17 protein-coding genes are annotated in these 16,971 nt (G+C 74.0%); 14 read left to right on the top strand and 3 right to left on the bottom strand.

Annotated elements, in window-relative coordinates; all coding sequences use genetic code 11:
* The 3 genes from ACI79P_RS03045 to ACI79P_RS03035 form a co-directional block, all read left to right on the top strand.
* A partial coding sequence (locus tag ACI79P_RS03045; protein ID WP_456579568.1) for an integrase core domain-containing protein occupies positions 1–115 on the top strand: 115 nt, incomplete at its 5' end.
* Between the two features lie 76 nt (positions 116–191).
* On the top strand, positions 192–1,118 hold the full coding sequence (locus ACI79P_RS03040; RefSeq protein WP_456579563.1) for a helix-turn-helix domain-containing protein: 927 nt from the start codon (positions 192–194) through the stop codon (positions 1,116–1,118).
* Positions 1,112–1,663, top strand: a complete 552-nt coding sequence (locus tag ACI79P_RS03035) for a dihydrofolate reductase family protein (protein ID WP_456579562.1) — start codon at positions 1,112–1,114, stop codon at positions 1,661–1,663. The genes ACI79P_RS03040 and ACI79P_RS03035 overlap by 7 nt, the downstream gene beginning before the upstream one ends.
* Here ACI79P_RS03035 and ACI79P_RS03030 read toward each other — a convergent pair.
* Positions 1,660–2,850: an ABC transporter ATP-binding protein gene (locus ACI79P_RS03030; protein ID WP_456579561.1), complete on the bottom strand. Its 1,191-nt coding sequence runs from the start codon at positions 2,848–2,850 to the stop codon at positions 1,660–1,662. The two genes, ACI79P_RS03035 and ACI79P_RS03030, sit on opposite strands and share 4 nt — an antisense overlap.
* Positions 2,851–2,876: 26 nt before the next feature.
* Between ACI79P_RS03030 and ACI79P_RS03025 the strand changes: the two genes are divergently transcribed.
* The 3 genes from ACI79P_RS03025 to ACI79P_RS03015 all read left to right on the top strand — a co-directional run bounded on the left by ACI79P_RS03025 (position 2,877) and on the right by ACI79P_RS03015 (position 5,453).
* A complete protein-coding gene (locus ACI79P_RS03025; protein ID WP_456579560.1) occupies positions 2,877–3,578 on the top strand; it encodes an ABC transporter permease in 702 nt (233 codons plus the stop codon).
* Complete coding sequence (locus tag ACI79P_RS03020) at positions 3,557–4,309, top strand: ABC transporter permease (protein WP_456579559.1); 753 nt, start codon at positions 3,557–3,559, stop codon at positions 4,307–4,309. The genes ACI79P_RS03025 and ACI79P_RS03020 overlap by 22 nt, the downstream gene beginning before the upstream one ends.
* Before the next feature lie 142 nt (positions 4,310–4,451).
* Positions 4,452–5,453 carry a glycine betaine ABC transporter substrate-binding protein gene (locus tag ACI79P_RS03015; protein WP_456579558.1) on the top strand — a complete coding sequence of 334 codons (1,002 nt, stop codon included), beginning with the start codon at positions 4,452–4,454 and terminating at the stop codon, positions 5,451–5,453.
* A gap of 113 nt (positions 5,454–5,566) precedes the next feature.
* Here ACI79P_RS03015 and ACI79P_RS03010 read toward each other — a convergent pair whose 3' ends face one another.
* The gene (locus tag ACI79P_RS03010) at positions 5,567–6,172 is read right to left on the bottom strand and encodes a DUF1684 domain-containing protein (protein WP_456579557.1); all 606 of its coding nucleotides are present in this window, start codon (positions 6,170–6,172) and stop codon (positions 5,567–5,569) included.
* Between the two features lie 84 nt (positions 6,173–6,256).
* Between ACI79P_RS03010 and ACI79P_RS03005 the strand changes: the two genes are divergently transcribed.
* A complete protein-coding gene (locus ACI79P_RS03005; protein WP_456579556.1) occupies positions 6,257–7,684 on the top strand; it encodes a DUF6779 domain-containing protein in 1,428 nt (475 codons plus the stop codon).
* A gap of 3 nt (positions 7,685–7,687) precedes the next feature.
* Here the strand turns inward: ACI79P_RS03005 and ACI79P_RS03000 are convergent, their stop codons facing one another.
* On the bottom strand, positions 7,688–8,440 hold the full coding sequence (locus tag ACI79P_RS03000; RefSeq protein ID WP_456579555.1) for an SDR family oxidoreductase: 753 nt from the start codon (positions 8,438–8,440) through the stop codon (positions 7,688–7,690).
* Positions 8,441–8,727: 287 nt separating this feature from the next.
* Between ACI79P_RS03000 and ACI79P_RS02995 the strand changes: the two genes are divergently transcribed.
* The 7 genes from ACI79P_RS02995 (at position 8,728) to ACI79P_RS02965 (ending at position 16,918) form a co-directional block, all read left to right on the top strand.
* Positions 8,728–9,693 (top strand): Rossmann-like and DUF2520 domain-containing protein, encoded by a 966-nt coding sequence (locus tag ACI79P_RS02995; RefSeq protein ID WP_456579554.1) that lies wholly within the window; start codon positions 8,728–8,730, stop codon positions 9,691–9,693.
* Positions 9,690–10,544 carry a pantoate--beta-alanine ligase gene (gene panC / locus ACI79P_RS02990; protein ID WP_456579553.1) on the top strand — a complete coding sequence of 285 codons (855 nt, stop codon included), beginning with the start codon at positions 9,690–9,692 and terminating at the stop codon, positions 10,542–10,544. The genes ACI79P_RS02995 and panC overlap by 4 nt, the downstream gene beginning before the upstream one ends.
* Before the next feature lie 8 nt (positions 10,545–10,552).
* Complete coding sequence (gene panD / locus ACI79P_RS02985) at positions 10,553–10,975, top strand: aspartate 1-decarboxylase (RefSeq protein ID WP_456579552.1); 423 nt, start codon at positions 10,553–10,555, stop codon at positions 10,973–10,975.
* A gap of 118 nt (positions 10,976–11,093) precedes the next feature.
* Entirely contained in the window at positions 11,094–11,900 is an 807-nt protein-coding gene (locus ACI79P_RS02980) for a type III pantothenate kinase (RefSeq protein ID WP_456579551.1), read from the top strand.
* An 11-nt stretch (positions 11,901–11,911) separates the two neighbouring features.
* The gene (gene lysS / locus ACI79P_RS02975) at positions 11,912–13,432 is read left to right on the top strand and encodes a lysine--tRNA ligase (protein WP_456579550.1); all 1,521 of its coding nucleotides are present in this window, start codon (positions 11,912–11,914) and stop codon (positions 13,430–13,432) included.
* A gap of 143 nt (positions 13,433–13,575) precedes the next feature.
* Complete coding sequence (locus ACI79P_RS02970) at positions 13,576–13,929, top strand: histone-like nucleoid-structuring protein Lsr2 (RefSeq protein WP_456579549.1); 354 nt, start codon at positions 13,576–13,578, stop codon at positions 13,927–13,929.
* A 451-nt stretch (positions 13,930–14,380) separates the two neighbouring features.
* Positions 14,381–16,918, top strand: coding sequence for an ATP-dependent Clp protease ATP-binding subunit (locus ACI79P_RS02965; RefSeq protein WP_456579548.1), 2,538 nt, complete (start codon positions 14,381–14,383; stop codon positions 16,916–16,918).
* Positions 16,919–16,971 lie beyond the last annotated feature (53 nt).

Below are 16,971 nucleotides of genomic sequence, written 5' to 3'. Positions count from 1 at the left end.
CAGCAACGATGAGCGCGCTGCCGCCCTTGCCCCGTGGATCGAGGACTACAACACTCGACGCCGTCACAGCGCACTCGGCGGCAAGCCCCCGATCAGCCGTCTGGCACCAACCTGATGGCCGGGTACACCTAGCCCGGATCCGCGCAAGAACGGTCAAGCACCGGGGGCGCCCGGCGCAGCACCCTGTACGCATGACGGGACGGGACCGGCTCCGCGAGCTGCTCGACGCGGTGCTGGACGAGGAGAACCACACCCTCGCCGAGATGGCGGGCGACGCCTACGCCTCGCCTTTCCACCTCAGCCGCACCCTCTCCCGGGACGCCGGGGAGGCGCCCGTGGCGATGCGGCGGCGGGTGATGCTGGAGCGCGCGGCCTGGCAGCTGCAGCAGGGCAGCAGCGTCACCGACGCCGCGTGGGCGGCCGGGTACGAGTCGGTGGAGGGGTTCAGCCGGGCCTTCGCCCGTGCCTACGGTCGGCCGCCGAGCGCGGTGGACGCCGGCTCCGGCCACTGGCTGCCGGCACCCAACGGCATCCACTTCCACCCGCCCACCTCCCTGTGGGTGCAGAGCACGGAGCACGCCATGAACCCGCTCACCGAGCAGTTGGTGGCGCACGGCCTCGACGACACCCGGTACCTCGTCGAGGTCGCGAAGGGCCTGTCCGACGAGGAGTTCCGCGCCCCGCGGCTGCCCGGGCTCGTCCTCCTGCCGTGGGACGGACCGGAGGAGTCGGTGCAGGTCCTCCTCGATCACCAGGTGCACACCCTGGAGATCTGGCTGGCCTCGATCGAGGGCCGCGACCTGCCCTCGCGGGCCGCGGACCCGGACCCCGCCGCGCTGCTGGACCGGCACGACGCGGTGGCCCCGCGCTGGCTGGCCACGGTGCGCGACATCGACCGGCGGGGCGGCTGGGACGACCGGCTGGTCGACGCGCTCTGCGAGCCGCCCGAGAGCTTCGTCCTGAGCAGCGTCGTCGCCCACGTGCTCACCTACTCGGCCTCCCGCCGCCAGCTGGTCCGGCACCTGCTGCGGGCGGCGGGCCACCCCGTCGACGACGGCGACCCCATCGAATGGCTCCGCGCGCGACGCGGCGAGATCCCCGGAGGAACCCCGTGCTGACCTACCACACCGCCACCACCCTCGACGGCTTCATCGCCGACCCCGACGACTCCCTGGAGTGGCTCTTCCGCCAGAAGCAGGGCGACGTCCCGGGCTTCGGGTTCGACGAGTTCATGGCCGGCGTCGGCGCCCTCGTCATGGGACGCACGACCTACCAGTGGGTCCTCGACCACGAGGCCGCCGCCGGCAACGGGTGGCCCTTCACGCTGCCGACCTGGGTGATGACCAGCCGGGAGCTCCCCGCCGCGGAAGGCGACGTCCGGTTCGCCTCGGGCGACGTCCGCGCGGTGCACGAGGCGATGACCGCGGCGGCGGGGGCGAAGGACCTCTGGCTCGTCGGCGGCGGTGACCTGGCCGGCCAGTTCGCCGAGGCCGGGCTGCTCGACGAGGTCGTCGTCTCCATCGCGCCGGTGACGCTCGGCGCGGGGCGGCCGCTGCTCCCGCGGCGGCTGGACCTGGAGCTGGTCGAGGCCGCCGCCAACGGAGCGTTCGTCAGCGCCCGCTACCGGGTGACCGGGCCGCTCCTGGAGGACCGGGCCCGCTAGGCCGACGCGGCGCCGGCGGTCTCGGGCACCCGACCCTCGACCGACCGGCGCAGGGCCGAGTGCAGCGACTCGGGAGTGAGGACGCCGAGGAACTGGTCGCCGTCGAGCACGGCCACCCAGCCCGCCTCGTGCTGCAGCATCGTGGCGAACGCCGTCTTCAGCGACGCCTCCCGGGGGACCCAGGCCTCCATGCGGCGGGCCGCGGAGCCCACCGTCCCCGAGCCCGCCGTCCGGTCCGGCGAGAGCCAGCCGTGCAGGCGGTCCGCGTCGTCGAGCACCACGGCCCAGCGCGCACCGGAGCGCTGCAGCGCCGAACGCGCGTCGGCCAGGCCGTCGTCGGCGTGCAGCACCGGCGGGTGCTCCAGGTCCTCGGCGTCGATCCCCGTGACGGCCAGCCGCTTGAGGCCCCGGTCGGCGCCGACGAAGTCGGCCACGAAGTCGTTGACCGGCCGGCCGAGCAGGTCCGCGGGTGAGGCGAACTGCTCGACCCGGCCGCCCTGGCTCATGACGGCGATCCGGTCGCCGATGCGCACGGCCTCCTCGATGTCGTGGGTGACGAACACGATGGTCTTGCGCACGGTGGCCTGCAGCCGCAGGAACTCCGCCTGCAGCCGCTCGCGCACGACCGGGTCGACGGCGGAGAACGGCTCGTCCATGAGCAGCACCGGCGGGTCGGCCGCCAGCGCGCGGGCCACCCCCGCCCGCTGGCGTTGCCCGCCGGAGAGCTGGCCCGGGTAGCGGTCGCCGTGCACGGCCGGGTCCAGACCGACCGTGGCGAGGAGCTCGTCGACCCGCGCCCGCGTCTCCTCCCGGCCCCAGCCCAGCAGGCGGGGCACGGTGCCGACGTTCGCGCGGATCGTCTGGTGGGGGAAGAGCCCGACGCTCTGGATCACGTAGCCGATGCGCCGGCGCAGCTCCACCGGGTCGGCGCGGGTGACGTCCTCGTCGCCGATGACGATGCGGCCGGACGTGGGCTCGATGATCCGGTTGATCATCTTCATCGTCGTGGTCTTGCCGCAGCCGGAGGGGCCGACCAGCACGGTCAGCTCGCCCGCGGCGAAGGTGAGGTCGAGCTCGGCCACCCCCACGGTGCCGTCGTCGAAGACCTTGCTGACGCCCTCGAGCCGGATCTCCACCGCCTCGCCGGACGCGCTCGCGGACGGGGGAGTGTGCGCAGTAGCGTCCACGGCGTGGTCCTCCTGGGGTGCGCCCCGTGCTGAGCGCGGAATCGGGGACGTCCGCGGTGCTGGCCGTGGACGCGGCGCCGAATCCCTGGTTCGACGCAAGCTACGTGGTCGAGAACTGGGACACCATTCTGCGGTACCTGGGGGAGCACGTCAGGCTGACCGTCGCCGCGGTCGTCATCGGCGCCCTGATCGCGCTGCCGCTGGCGCTGGTCGCCCGCCGCGTCCGGTGGCTGGCCGGCCCGGTGCTGGGCTTCTCCTCGATCGTCTACACGATCCCGTCGCTGGCGATGTTCGCCCTGATCTTCCCGTTCACCGGGCTGACGGCGACGACGGTGCTGGTCGGGCTGGTCGTCTACTCGCTGGTGATCCTGGTGCGGAACTTCCTCACCGGCCTGCAGGGCGTGCCCGGTGACGTGCGCGAGGCCGCGCAGGGGATGGGCTACGGCCGGTTCCGGCTGTTCTGGCAGATCGACCTGCCGCTGGCGCTGCCGGCGTTCATGGCCGGCCTGCGGATCGCCACCGTCTCCACGGTCGCGCTCACCACGGTCGGCGTGCTGGTCGGGCACGGTGGGCTCGGGCAGCTGATCTTCGGCGGGTTCAACGCGAACTTCTACCGGGCCGAGATCGTGACCGGCGCGGTGGGCTGCGTGCTGCTGGCGCTCTTCGCCGACCTCCTGCTGGCCGGCGCCGAACGGCTGCTCAGCCCGTGGGCGAGGGCGCGGTCGTGACCGGCTTCGGCGAGGCGGTCGTCTACCTCAACGACCCGTTCAACTGGACCCGCCCCGGCGGGCTGCTGGACCTGCTCGTCGAGCACCTGGCGATCTCCGCGATCGCCGTCCTCGCCGCGCTGCTCCTCGCGCTCCCGCTGGGCATCGCCCTGGGCACGAGCGGGCGCGGCGGGGGAGCGGTCGTCGTCCTCTCGAACGTGAGCCGGGCCGTGCCGACGCTCGCGCTGCTCACCCTCTTCGCGGTGAGCCCGATCGGCTTCGGCAACGAGGCCACGACGATCGCCCTCGCGGTCTTCGCCTTCCCGCCGATCCTCACGAACACCTACGTGGGCTTCCGGGGTGTGGACGGCGACGTGCGCGAGGCGGCGCGCGCCATGGGCATGACCCGGGGCCAGGCGCTGCGCCGGGTCGACCTGCCGCTGGCGCTGCCGCTGGTGATGACCGGCGTCCGCACCGCCGCCGTGCAGGTGGTGGCCACCGCCGGGCTCGCCGCGCTCGTCGGCGGGGGCGGCCTGGGGCGGGTGGTCAACCTCGGCTTCGGGCAGCAGGACTACGGGCTGATCATCGCCGGCGCGATCGTCATCGCGGCGCTGGCGCTGCTCACCGAACTGGTGCTCGTGGCGTTCACCTGGGCGGTGCGGCCCGGTCCGCGGCGGTGGCTGCCCGTCCCCGGTCGGCAGCGGACCGTGCGCGGCGAACCGGAGCTCACCGGGGTCGGCGTCCCCTCCTGATCACGCGTCGGTAACGAACTCCCCGGCGGCGGCAACCCGATTGCGTCGCGCACAACGGGACGGTTCGATGGGTCCGCGGGAATCCTCCCGCCAGACACGCGTGCCGGTCCGGCACGGGACACAGAAGGCGGGGCGTCCAACCATGCGCGCACGCACCAGGATCATCGGCCCGCTCGCCCTCGCGGTCGCGCTCACCGCGGCCTGCGGGGAGTCGGGCTCCTCCGGCACCGGCGGCGGGGGTGACGCCGGCGCGACCGGGGCCGCCGCCGGCGACGCCTGCGCCCCGATCGCCGGCGACCAGCTCGTCGTCCTCGACGACGACCAGGCCCTGCAGAACGCCGACAACATCATCCCGGCGGTCAACGCCGCGGCGGCCGAGGCGAACCCGGCGCTGCTGCCGGCGCTGAACGCGGTCTCCGCCGAGCTCACCACCGACGAGCTCATCGCGATGAACGCCGCCGTCGACGTGCAGCGGCAGAGCGCGGACGACGTCGCCGCCGCCTGGGTCGAGGAGAACGTCGACACCGGTGCCCTGGAGCAGGGCAGCGGCCCGATCGTGGTCGGGGCCGGCAACTTCACCGAGTCGACCGTCCTCGCCACGATCTACGCCGACGTCCTCACCGCAGCCGGGTTCGACGCCTCGGTCCGGGAGGCCGGCAACCGGGAGCTGTACCTCCAGGCGCTGCGCAACGGCGAGATCCAGGTCTTCCCCGAGTACCTGGCCACCGTCACCGAGTTCCTCGAGGGCGACGACGCCACGCAGGTGGCCAGCGGCGACGTCGAGGCGACCGTCGCCGCCCTGGAGCCGCTCGCGACCGAGGCCGGCCTCGTGTTCGGCGAGCCGTCGGAGGCCGCGGACCAGAACGCGTTCGCGGTCACCCAGGCGTTCGCCGACGAGCTGGGCGTCACCACCCTCTCGGAGCTGGCCGAGGCCTGCGACGACGGCTCGCTGGTCCTGGGTGGGCCGACCGAGTGCCCGACCCGCCCGTTCTGCCAGCCCGGGCTGGAGGAGACCTACGGCCTGGAGTTCGACAGCTTCCGCGAGCTGGACACCGGCGGCCCGCTGACCAAGGCCGCGATCCAGCAGGGCGAGGTCTCCATCGGCCTGGTCTTCAGCTCCGACGGCGCGCTGGCCCAGCAGTAGAAGGACCGCCCTTCCCCCCACGCCTCGCACGCTCGGCGCGGGCCCTGAAGGGCGGCCGTTCCAGCACGTCACGAGCTCGCGGCGGGACCCTGCACGGGGGCCGTTCCAGCAGCTCAGTACCAGCCGCCGGGGGGCAGTTGCTCCCCGGCGGCCACGGTCGTGGTGACCCGGTTCCCCTCGGGGGCCAGCGGGCACGACCAGCGCGGGTCGTAGGCGCAGGACGGGTGGTAGGCGAAGTTGAGGTCCACCACCAGCCGCTCGCCGTCGCCCCCCAGGTCGGCGCCCTTCACCGTGTCGAGCAGGTAGCGCCCACCGCCGTAGGTGGTGCCGCCCGCGCTGCCGTCGCGCAGCGGCAGGAAGACACCGCCGCCGTAGAGCGCCACCCACCAGACGTCGAGCCGGCCGACCCCGGGCAGGTCCACCGCCCCGATCCGGTCCAGCGGGACGACGCCGTCGGCGGCCGTGGGGACCTCCAGCCGCAGCGGCGCCGCCGGTTCGAGCACCGGCGTGAAGCGGAGCTCCGGCCGGTAGGGCGCCACCGGCAGGCCGCGGAAGGCGGCTCGCCCGGAGGCGTCCAGCGGGGACTGGGGGTGGTCGGCGAAGAGTTCGTCCCGGCCCTCCCGCCACCGCCACCAGCCCTGCTCGGGGTCGGCGGTGTCGCGGACGGCGGCGTGCAGCGCGGCCACGCGGCGGCGCCAGTCGAGCAGCGAGAGGGTCACCCGGAGAACTGTGGCACCTGCGACCACTGTGGGCACGGGTGCGCTTCCTCCCGGTGAGCGCCACTCGTCGCTACGCTGTGTGCCATGCCCCGCCGCGAGGACGACGCCGCCCGCGGCCCCGCCCTCGCCGGCTCCCGCACGCTGCTCCAGACCGGCGGTTTCGTGCTCGCCGTCGGCGCCACGCTCGCGGTCTTCCTCACCGACAACGCCCAGCTGCTGCGGGTCGCCGTCGTGGCCGTGGCCTGGGCTTTCGTGCTGGCCGCCTTCGCCGCCGGCCGGCGCGACACCGACCGGGTGCGCGCCGCCGCCCGCGAGACCGACCTGCGCCGCGCCTACGAGACGGAGCTGGAGCGCGAGGTCGCCGCCCGCCGCGAGCACGAGCTGGAGCTGGAGAACGAGCTCCGCCGCGAGGCCGAGGAGTCGATGCGCGACGAGCTCGACGCGCTGCGCGGGGAGATCTCCTCGCTGACCGGTCTCCGCGACGAGGTCGCCCGGGTGGCCGGCATGCGCGGGGAGATCGCCGCGCTCGGCCAGCTCCGCGACGAGGTCGCCCGCGTGGCCGCCCTCCGCGACGACGTCGCCGCGCTCGCCGGCCTGCGCGCCGAGCTCGGGCAGCTGGGCGCGCTCCGCGAGGACATGGGGCGGCTCCGGGCCGAGCTCGCCGAGCAGCTGTCCAGCGAGATGCTCGTCGAGCGGATCGTGATGCGGACCCAGGCCAGCCGGCTCGACGGGTCGGCGCGCCCGCTGGAGGGCGCGACCTGGAGCGACGACGCCCCGCCGCGCGAGCTCACCGGCGGCTGGCCGGCGATCCGGCTGGACGAGCCGCGCCCCACCCAGCAGTTCCAGCAGGTGCGCACCAGCACCTGGTCGGCCGTCCCGCCGCCGGCTCCGACTGCCCCGCCCGTCCCGCCGGCCCCGACCGTCGCACCCGTCCCGCCGCCGGTCCGCGCGGCCGCGCCGCCCCCGCCGCCGGTGCGCCCGCCCGCGCCTCCCGTGCCGGTCCGCCCGGCCGCCCCCGTGCCGGCGCCCTCGGGGTTCGGCCGGCACGAGCGCGCCGCGGCCCACCACGGCGACCCCTCCCTCGGGTCCGCGGCGCCTGCTGTCGGCGAGCGCCCGGCCCCGCCGGTCACCGTCCACTCGCCGGTGGTGACGCCCTCGTCCACGCTGCCCCCGGCCCCACCGGCCACCCCGCCGCCGTCCCCCGTGGAGTGGCTGGCCGCGCGGTCGCTCCTCGACCCGCCGGCGCCGCCCCGCGCCGACGACGCCCCGCGCCGCCGGCGCACCGACGACGGGGAGAGGCCGCCCGCCGAGTTCGCCCCCACCACCGCGCAGCCCGCGGTGCCGCCGACCTGGGCGGCCCCGCCGGAGCAGGACCGCCCGGACGCCCCGATCCGCATCGAGCAGATCCTCGCCGAGAACGGCGTCAGCCCCACCGCGGGCGGCCGCCGTCGGCGGCGGTACCGGGAGGACGGCGACAGCGACGACGTCCTGGCCCGGGTCCTCGGCCGCTGACCCCTAGCGGGGACCGCGCGACAGCCCGCCCCCGTCGAGCACGAGCGTCTGGCCGGTGACCCAGCCCGCGCCGTCGCCCAGCAGGTAGGCGGCGGCCTCGCCGATGTCCTCGGGCGTGCCCAGGCGCGCCATCGGGTAGGCGGCGGCGGCCTCGGCCTCCCGGCCCTCGAAGAGGGCGCCGGCGAAGCGGGTCTTCACCACGGCGGGGGCGACGGCGTTCACCCGGACCTTGGGCGCCAGCTCCACCGCCAGCTGCGTCGTCAGGTTGATGAGCGCGGCCTTGCTCACCCCGTAGGCGCCGATCTCCTGCGACGAGCGCAGCCCGGCCACCGAGGCCACGAAGAGCACCGAGCCGCCGTGCTCGGCCATCCAGGCCCGCCAGGCCTCCTGCACGAGACCGAGGGAGGCCACGACGTTGGTGTCGAGGATCTTGCGGCACGCGTCGAGGTCGAGGTCCATGAGCGGCCCGTAGGCGGGGTTGATCCCGACGTTGCCCACCAGCACGTCCAGGCTGCCGAACGTCTCGACCGCCGTGCGCACCGCGGTCGCGCGGTGCTCCGGGTCGCCGGCGTTGCCGGCCACCGACACCGCGACCTCCGGCCCGCCCAGCGCGTCCACCGCCTCGGCCAGCGCATCGGGCTTCCGGGCGGTGAGCACCACCCGGGCGCCGCGCTCGACCAGGCTCCGGGCGATGCCCAGGCCGATGCCGCGGCTGCCGCCGGTCACCAGTGCGGTCTTTCCCTCGAACGTGTGCACGCTGCCTCCCTCGCCGATGTGCCGGCCGTCACGGTAGGGCGGCGCCCTCACCGGCTCGCCGCCGGGTGCGCCTCCCAGGACGTGAGCCAGCACACAGCGACCAGGCGTTGCGAGGGCCGCGCGTGCGTCACACACTCGCCATCGGCAGGTCGCCCGCGCGACACGGAACGGTTGCAGCGGACGCCGGCCGGAGCTCCGACCCGCACCACCCGCTCGACCACCGCGATCCCCACCGGATCGCTCCCGACGTCCGGTACCCGCCAGGGACTGGAACGAGAGGTGCACCGATGCCTGCTGCCCGCAGGACCGTCCGCGCGCTGCTGGGCCCGGCCCGTACGCACGCCCGCCCGTCCGACGCGCCCGCCCGCCTCCGCGTGGGTGTCATCGGCGCCGGCCGCGTCGGTGCCGTCCTGGGGGCCGCCCTCGCCGCGGCGGGCCACGACGTCGTCGCCGCCTCGGGCCTCTCCGCCGCCTCCGCCGAGCGGGCCGCCCGGCTGCTGCCCGGCGTCCCCCTGCTGCCGGCCGACGCGGTGGTCGACGCCGCCGACCTCGTGGTCCTCGCCGTCCCCGACGACACCCTCCCCGGGCTGGTGTCGGGGCTCGCCGAGACCGGCGCCTGGCGCGCCGGCCAGCTCGTGCTGCACACCTCCGGGGCCCACGGGCTCGCCGTGCTCGCCCCCGCCGAGCAGGCCGGGGTGCTGGCGCTCGCCCTGCATCCCGCCATGACCTTCACCGGCGCCCCCGAGGACGCCGACCGGCTCGACGGCGCGCCGTTCGGCGTGACGAGCCGTCCCGAGCACCGCCCGGTCGCCGAGACCCTGGTGCTGGAGATGGGCGGCGAGCCGTTCTTCGTCGCCGAGGCCGACCGCCCGCTCTACCACGCGGCACTGGTCACCGGGGCCAACCACCTGGTCACCCTCGTCGCCGAGGCCGCCGAGCTGCTGCGCACCGCCGGGGTGGCCGAGCCGGGGCGCGTGCTCGGCCCGCTGCTCACCGCCGCGCTGGACAACGGTCTGCGCCGGGGTGACCGCGGGCTCACCGGCCCGGTCAGCCGCGGCGACGCCGGCACCGTCGCCCGCCACCTGCAGACCCTCGGCGAGCGGGCCCCCGGCGCGGTCGCGGCCTACGTCGCCATGGCGCAGCGGACCGCCGAGCGCGCCGTCGCCGCCGGCCGGCTGCGCGCCCACGACGCGGCGCCGGTGCTCGACGTGCTCGGCGCCGCGCGGCACGACGACGTCGCGGGGTCCCGGTGAGCGTCGGTACCCGTCCCGTCGTCGCCGAGTCCGCCGCCGAGCTGCGCCGGCTGGTGGCCGCCCTGCCCGGCCCGGTCGCCCTCGTGCCGACCATGGGAGCGCTGCACGAGGGGCACCGGACCCTGGTCCGCGCGGCCCGGGAGCGGGCCGGCAGCGTCGTCGTCTCGGTGTTCGTGAACCCGACGCAGTTCGGGCCCGGCGAGGACTTCGACCGCTACCCGCGCACCTGGGACGCCGACCTCGCCGCGCTGGCGGAGGAGGGCGCCGACGTCGTCCTCCACCCGCCGGTCGAGGAGGTCTACCCGCCGGGTGCGGCCGGGGTGACCGTGGACCCGGGCCCGCTGGGATCGGTGCTCGAGGGCGCCGTGCGGCCGGGCCACTTCGCCGGCGTGCTCACCGTCGTCGCCAAGCTCTTCGGGCTGGTACGGCCCGACCTGGCGCTCTTCGGCGAGAAGGACTACCAGCAGTTGACGCTCATCCGGGCCATGGCCCGGGAGTTGGCGCTGGGCGTCGAGGTGGTCGGCGTCCCGACCGTCCGGGAGGACGACGGCCTGGCGCTCTCCAGCCGCAACCGCTACCTCTCGCCGGAACAGCGGTCCCGAGCCGGGACGTTGCACCGGGCACTGCGTGCCGGGGCCGACGCGGGCCCGCACGGGGCCGAGGCCGTCCTCGCCGCCGCCCGCGCCGTCCTGGCCGAGGAGCCCGACCTGGTCCAGGACTACCTGGAGCTGACCGATACCGACCTGGGACCGGCGCCGGACACCGGCCCCGCCCGGCTGCTGGTCGCGGCCCGCGCCGGCAGCACCCGACTCCTCGACAACACGGCAGTCCGACTGGGAGGCCCCCGATGATGCGCACGATGCTCAAGTCCAAGATCCACCGCGCCACGGTCACCCAGGCCGACCTGCACTACGTGGGCTCGGTGACCGTCGACGAGGACCTCCTCGACGCCGCCGACCTGCTCCCCGGTGAGCAGGTCGCGATCGTCGACATCACCAACGGCGCCCGCCTGGAGACCTACGTCATCCCCGGCGAGCGGGGCAGCGGCGTCATCGGCATCAACGGCGCCGCCGCGCACCTCGTGCACCCCGGCGACATGGTGATCCTCATCAGCTACGGGCTGATGGACGAGACCGAGGCCAAGAGCTACATCCCGACGGTCGTGCACGTCGACGGCGCCAACCGCGTCGTCGAGCTCGGCGGGGACCCGTCAGCCCCCGTGCCCGGGGCCACCGACCACCGGAGGAGCCCGTTCGCGGCTGCGCCCGACGGCGCCGAGTGATGGCCCCGTCCCGGGTTCCCCCTCGAGCCTGCGACCCGGACGGCCTCGTCGCAGGGGCCCACCGCGAGCGTGCGAGCGGCGGGGGGCGACGGGATCCTTCTGCCGATCCGGTGACGCGGTGCTGCTGACCGTCGACGTCGGCAACAGCCAGACGGTCCTCGCCACCTTCGACGGCGACCGGCGGGTCGGTTCCTGGCGCGTGACGACCGCGCCCCGCGCCACCGCCGACGAGCTGCGCATGCTCTGGCGCGGCCTGCTGCGCGACACCGAGGTGACCGGCGTCGCCGCCTGCTCCACGGTGCCCGCGCAGCTGCCGGCGCTGCGCCAGCTGCTGGACTCCCTCGAGGTGCCGGTGGTGCTCATCGGGCCCGGCGTGCGCACCGGCGTCCCGCTGCACGTGGACAACCCCCGGGAGGTCGGCGCGGACCGCGTGGTCACCGCCCTGGCGGCCGCGGAGCTGTTCGGCCGCGCCCCGGACGGCGGCCGTCGCCCCGTGGTCGTCGTCGACTTCGGGACCTCCACCAACGTCGACGCCGTCGGCCCGGAGGGTCAGTTCCTCGGCGGCGCGCTCGCGCCCGGGGTGGAGGTCAGCCGCGACGCGCTGGCCAGCCGGGCGGCCCAGCTGCGGTCGGTCGAGCTCAGCTGCCCGCCGCACGCCATCGGGAAGAACACCGTCGCCGCCCTCCAGTCCGGGCTGGTGCTCGGGTTCGCCGGCCTCGTCGACGGGCTGGTGGGCCGGATCTCCGCAGAGCTCGTCGCGCAGTTCGGTACCGCGCCGGTCGTCGTCGCCACCGGGGGGCTGGCGCCGCTGCTGGTCGACAGCTGCCGCACGATCGGGGAGCGCGAGCCCGACCTGACCGTGCACGGCCTGCGGCTGGCCTTCCAGCGGCAGCAGGCCGCCGAGCGGCGGCCGGCCGCACCGTAGGCTGAGCCCCCGTGACGGACGTGGGACCGAACGGGACGGGCGGCGACGACGGCGGCGAGGAGCTGCCGGAGCAGATGCGGGTGCGCCGGGCCAAGCTCGACCGGCTCCGCGACTCGGGGGTCGACCCCTACCCGGTGCGCGTGCCCCGCACGACCACGCTCGCCGCGGTCCGCGCCGGCCACCCGGACATGGAGCCGGACACGATGACCGGCGAGCGGGTCGGCGTCACCGGCCGCGTGATCTTCTACCGCAACACCGGCAAGCTCTGCTTCGCCACGCTGCGCGAGGGCGATGCCGAGCTGCAGGTCATGCTCTCCCGCGACCGCGTGGGCGAGGAGGCGCTGGCCGCCTGGAAGTCCGACGTCGACCTGGGCGACCACGTCTTCGTCGAGGGCGAGGTCGGCACGTCGCGCCGCGGGGAGCTCTCCGTCTTCGCCGACTCCTGGCAGCTGACCGCCAAGTCCCTGCGCCCCCTGCCCGTGGCGCACAAGCCGATGAGCGAGGAGCTGCGGGTCCGCCGCCGCTACGTCGACCTGATCGTGCGCGACGAGGCCCGGCGCACCGTCCGGCAGCGGGCCACCGTCATGTCCACGCTGCGCGCGGGGCTGGCCCGGCGGGACTTCATCGAGGTCGAGACCCCGATGCTGCAGACCGTGCACGGGGGTGCCGCGGCCCGGCCGTTCCGCACCCACATGAACGCCTTCGACCTCGACCTCTACCTGCGCATCGCACCCGAGCTGTTCCTCAAGCGGTGCATCGTCGGCGGGCTGGACCGGGTCTTCGAGATCAACCGCAACTTCCGCAACGAGGGCGCCGACAGCTCGCACTCCCCGGAGTTCGCGATGCTGGAGTTCTACGCGGCCTACCTCGACTACCAGGACATCGCCGTCATCACCCGGGAGCTGGTGCAGGAGAGCTGCGAAGCGCTCTTCGGCGACCACGTCGCCCGCCACCACGACGGCACCGAGCTCGACCTGTCCGGGGAATGGCGTCAGGTGCGCCTGTTCGACCTCGTCAGCGAGGCGGTGGGGGAGCCGGTCTCCCCGGAGACCCCGATCGAGCAGCTGCGCGCGCTGGCCGAGCGGCACGAGGTGGGCATCGACCCGGCCTGGATCCACGGCAAGGTGGTCGAGGAGATCTTCGAGGCGCTGGTGCAGCCCTCGCTGCAGGAGCCCACGTTCGTCATCGACTACCCGGTGGACACCTCGCCGCTCACCCGGGCGCACCGCACGGATCCGGGGGTCGCCGAGAAGTGGGACCTCTACATCGGAGGCATCGAGCGCGGCACCGGCTACTCCGAGCTCGTCGACCCCGTCGTCCAGCGGGAGCGCTTCACCCAGCAGGCGCTGCTCGCCGCGGCCGGTGACCCCGAGGCGATGGTGCTCGACGAGGACTTCCTCGAGGCGCTCGAATACGGCATGCCGCCCACCGGTGGGGTCGGAATGGGGATGGACCGCTTGATGATGACCCTCACGGGTCTCGGCATCCGGGAGACGATCCTGTTCCCATTGGTCCGCCCGCTCAGTTCCTGATCCGTTCGTATCCCGATTACTCCTCTCGAGGAGTAATCGGGTTGCCATTTCCTATTACCGCCGTTCCGTGCTGTAATAGCCCTCGCACCCGCCGGGTGCAATTTCCGTCCGGCCTCCGGGCCGTTGCGAAAAGCGAGGAACGAATGGCGCGCAAGGTCCAGGTCATCCTGAGCGACGACCTCGACGAGAATCTCCCGGCCGACGAGACCGTCAGCTTCGCTCTGGACGGCACGTCCTACGAGATCGACCTGGCGGAGAAGAATGCCCAGGAGATGCGCGACGCTTTCGCCCGCTACATCTCGGCGGCGCGCAAGGTCGGTCGCGGAACCCGTTCCTCCTCCGGTGGCGGCCGCACCCGCGCCACCGGTGGCGGTGGCCGCATGGACCGCGAGCAGGCCGGTGCCATCCGCGACTGGGCCCGCAAGAACGGTCACGCGGTCAGCGATCGCGGCCGCATCCCGGCCAGCGTGGTCGAGGCCTACGAGGCCGCCCACTAAGGCCTCGTCCGGAGGCTCGGCCCGAGCTTGCGAGGGCTGAGAGGGACGAGGTCCTTCTGCTCGCCCCCCGGCGCTCGCAGGCTCGCGCCCGGTCCCTGCGAGGGGGCCGTTCCAGCACGGCACCACCGGCCCGGCTCCCCTCAGGGGAGCCGGGCCGGTGGCGTCCCGGGCCGCGGTGGAAGCCGGTAGGCCGACAGGGGGCGGGGTGGCGTCGGCAGTCAGGGGGGCGGCGCGCCGCCGTCCGCTCACGGCGTAACGGGGGTGGAACAGCGCTCCGGGGGCCGTGGTTGGAACGAGCAGCCACCCACCGGACCCGTCGGACGACGACGGGACGGCGTGGTCCGCGACTACAGTGGAAAGACCGGTGCCCCCGCGCGCCGACGGACGTCGGGTGCTCCTTCCCACACGGGGAGGGCAGTGCCGGACCAGCCGGTCAGAGGAGAAGCAGCAGATGTTCGAACGGTTCACCGACCGAGCCCGCCGTGTCGTCGTCCTGGCCCAGGAAGAGGCCCGGATGCTCAACCACAACTACATCGGCACCGAGCACATCCTCCTGGGCTTGATCCACGAGGGTGAGGGCGTCGCTGCCAAGGCCCTGGAGTCCCTCGGCATCTCGCTCGAGGGTGTCCGCCAGCAGGTCGAGGAGATCATCGGGCAGGGCCAGCAGGCGCCGTCCGGCCACATCCCCTTCACCCCGCGGGCGAAGAAGGTCCTGGAGCTGTCGCTGCGCGAGGCGCTGCAGCTCGGCCACAACTACATCGGCACCGAGCACATCCTGCTCGGCCTGATCCGCGAGGGCGAGGGCGTCGCCGCCCAGGTGCTCGTGAAGCTCGGCGCCGACCTGAACCGCGTCCGCCAGCAGGTCATCCAGCTGCTGTCCGGGTACCAGGGCAAGGAGCCGGCCGCGGCCGGCGGCCCCGCCGAGGGCACGCCGTCGACGTCGCTGGTCCTCGACCAGTTCGGCCGCAACCTGACCCAGGCCGCGCGCGACTCCAAGCTCGACCCGGTCATCGGGCGGGCCAAGGAGATCGAGCGGGTCATGCAGGTGCTCTCGCGGCGCACCAAGAACAACCCGGTCCTCATCGGCGAGCCGGGCGTCGGCAAGACCGCCGTCGTCGAGGGCCTCGCACAGGCCATCGTCAAGGGCGAGGTGCCCGAGACGCTGAAGGACAAGCAGCTCTACACGCTGGACCTCGGCGCGCTCGTCGCCGGTTCCCGCTACCGCGGTGACTTCGAGGAGCGCCTCAAGAAGGTCCTCAAGGAGATCCGCACCCGCGGCGACATCATCCTGTTCATCGACGAGATCCACACGCTCGTCGGTGCGGGTGCCGCCGAGGGCGCGATCGACGCCGCCAGCATCCTCAAGCCGATGCTGGCCCGCGGTGAGCTGCAGACCATCGGCGCCACCACGCTGGACGAGTACCGCAAGCACCTGGAGAAGGACGCCGCCCTCGAGCGCCGCTTCCAGCCGATCCAGGTGGGCGAGCCGACGCTGGCCCACACGATCGAGATCCTCAAGGGCCTGCGCGACCGCTACGAGGCGCACCACCGGATCAGCATCACCGACGGCGCCCTGGTGGCCGCGGCGACGCTGGCCGACCGGTACATCTCCGACCGCTTCCTGCCGGACAAGGCGATCGACCTGATCGACGAGGCCGGCGCCCGGATGCGGATCAAGCGGATGACCGCGCCCCCGGACCTGCGCGAGTTCGACGACAAGATCGCGGCCGTCCGCCGCGAGAAGGAGTCGGCGATCGACGCGCAGGACTTCGAGAAGGCCGCGTCGCTGCGCGACACCGAGAAGCAGCTGCTGGGCGAGAAGGCCGAGCGCGAGAAGCAGTGGAAGGCCGGTGACATGGACGTCGTCGCCGAGGTCGACGACGAGCAGATCGCCGAGGTGCTGGCCAACTGGACCGGCATCCCCGTCTTCAAGCTCACCGAGGAGGAGACCACGCGTCTGCTCCGCATGGAGGACGAGCTCCACAAGCGGATCATCGGCCAGGAAGAGGCCATCAAGAGCGTCAGCCAGGCCATCCGGCGTACGCGGGCGGGCCTCAAGGACCCGCGCCGTCCCGGTGGTTCCTTCATCTTCGCCGGCCCCTCGGGTGTCGGTAAGACGGAGCTGGCGAAGGCGCTGGCGCAGTTCCTGTTCGGTGAGGACGACGCGCTCATCCAGATCGACATGGGCGAGTTCCACGACCGCTTCACCGTGTCCCGTCTGGTCGGGGCGCCTCCCGGTTACGTCGGTTACGACGAGGGCGGTCAGCTCACCGAGAAGGTTCGGCGCAAGCCGTTCTCGGTGGTCCTCTTCGACGAGATCGAGAAGGCGCACGCGGACGTGTTCAACACGCTGCTGCAGGTTCTCGAGGACGGCCGTCTCACCGACGGGCAGGGCCGGATCGTGGACTTCAAGAACACGATCCTGATCCTCACCACGAACCTCGGTACGCGGGACATCTCCAAGGCCGTGGGCCTCGGTTTCCAGGCCGGTAACGACGACCAGTCGAACTACGACCGGATGAAGCTGAAGGTCAACGAGGAGCTGAAGCAGCACTTCCGGCCGGAGTTCCTCAACCGCATCGACGACATCGTCGTGTTCCACCAGCTGACCGAGAAGGAGATCATCCAGATCGTCGACCTGATGGTCAGCCGGGTGGAGGGTCAGCTGGCCAACAAGGACATGGCGCTGGAGATCACGCCCGCGGCGAAGAAGCTGCTGGCGACCCGGGGCTTCGACCCCGTGCTGGGTGCGCGGCCGCTGCGCCGCACCATCCAGCGCGAGATCGAGGACGCGCTGTCGGAGAAGATCCTCTACGGCGAGCTGTCCAGCGGGCAGATCATCGTGGTGGACGTCGACGACGCCGAGGGCCCCGCGCAGAAGTTCACCTTCCGCGGCGAGCCCAAGCCGGTCGACCTGCCCGACACCCCGCCGGTGGCCCTCTCGGGCGCCGAGGGTGACGAGGACGGTCCGGCGGCCCAGGCCGACTGATCGATCAGCACGACCGGAGGGGTCGCTTCCCGCGAGGGAGGCGGCCCCTCCGG

This window comes from Blastococcus sp. SYSU DS0510 (assembly GCF_054050835.1).
This window is presented reverse-complemented; position numbering and strand designations above follow the sequence as displayed.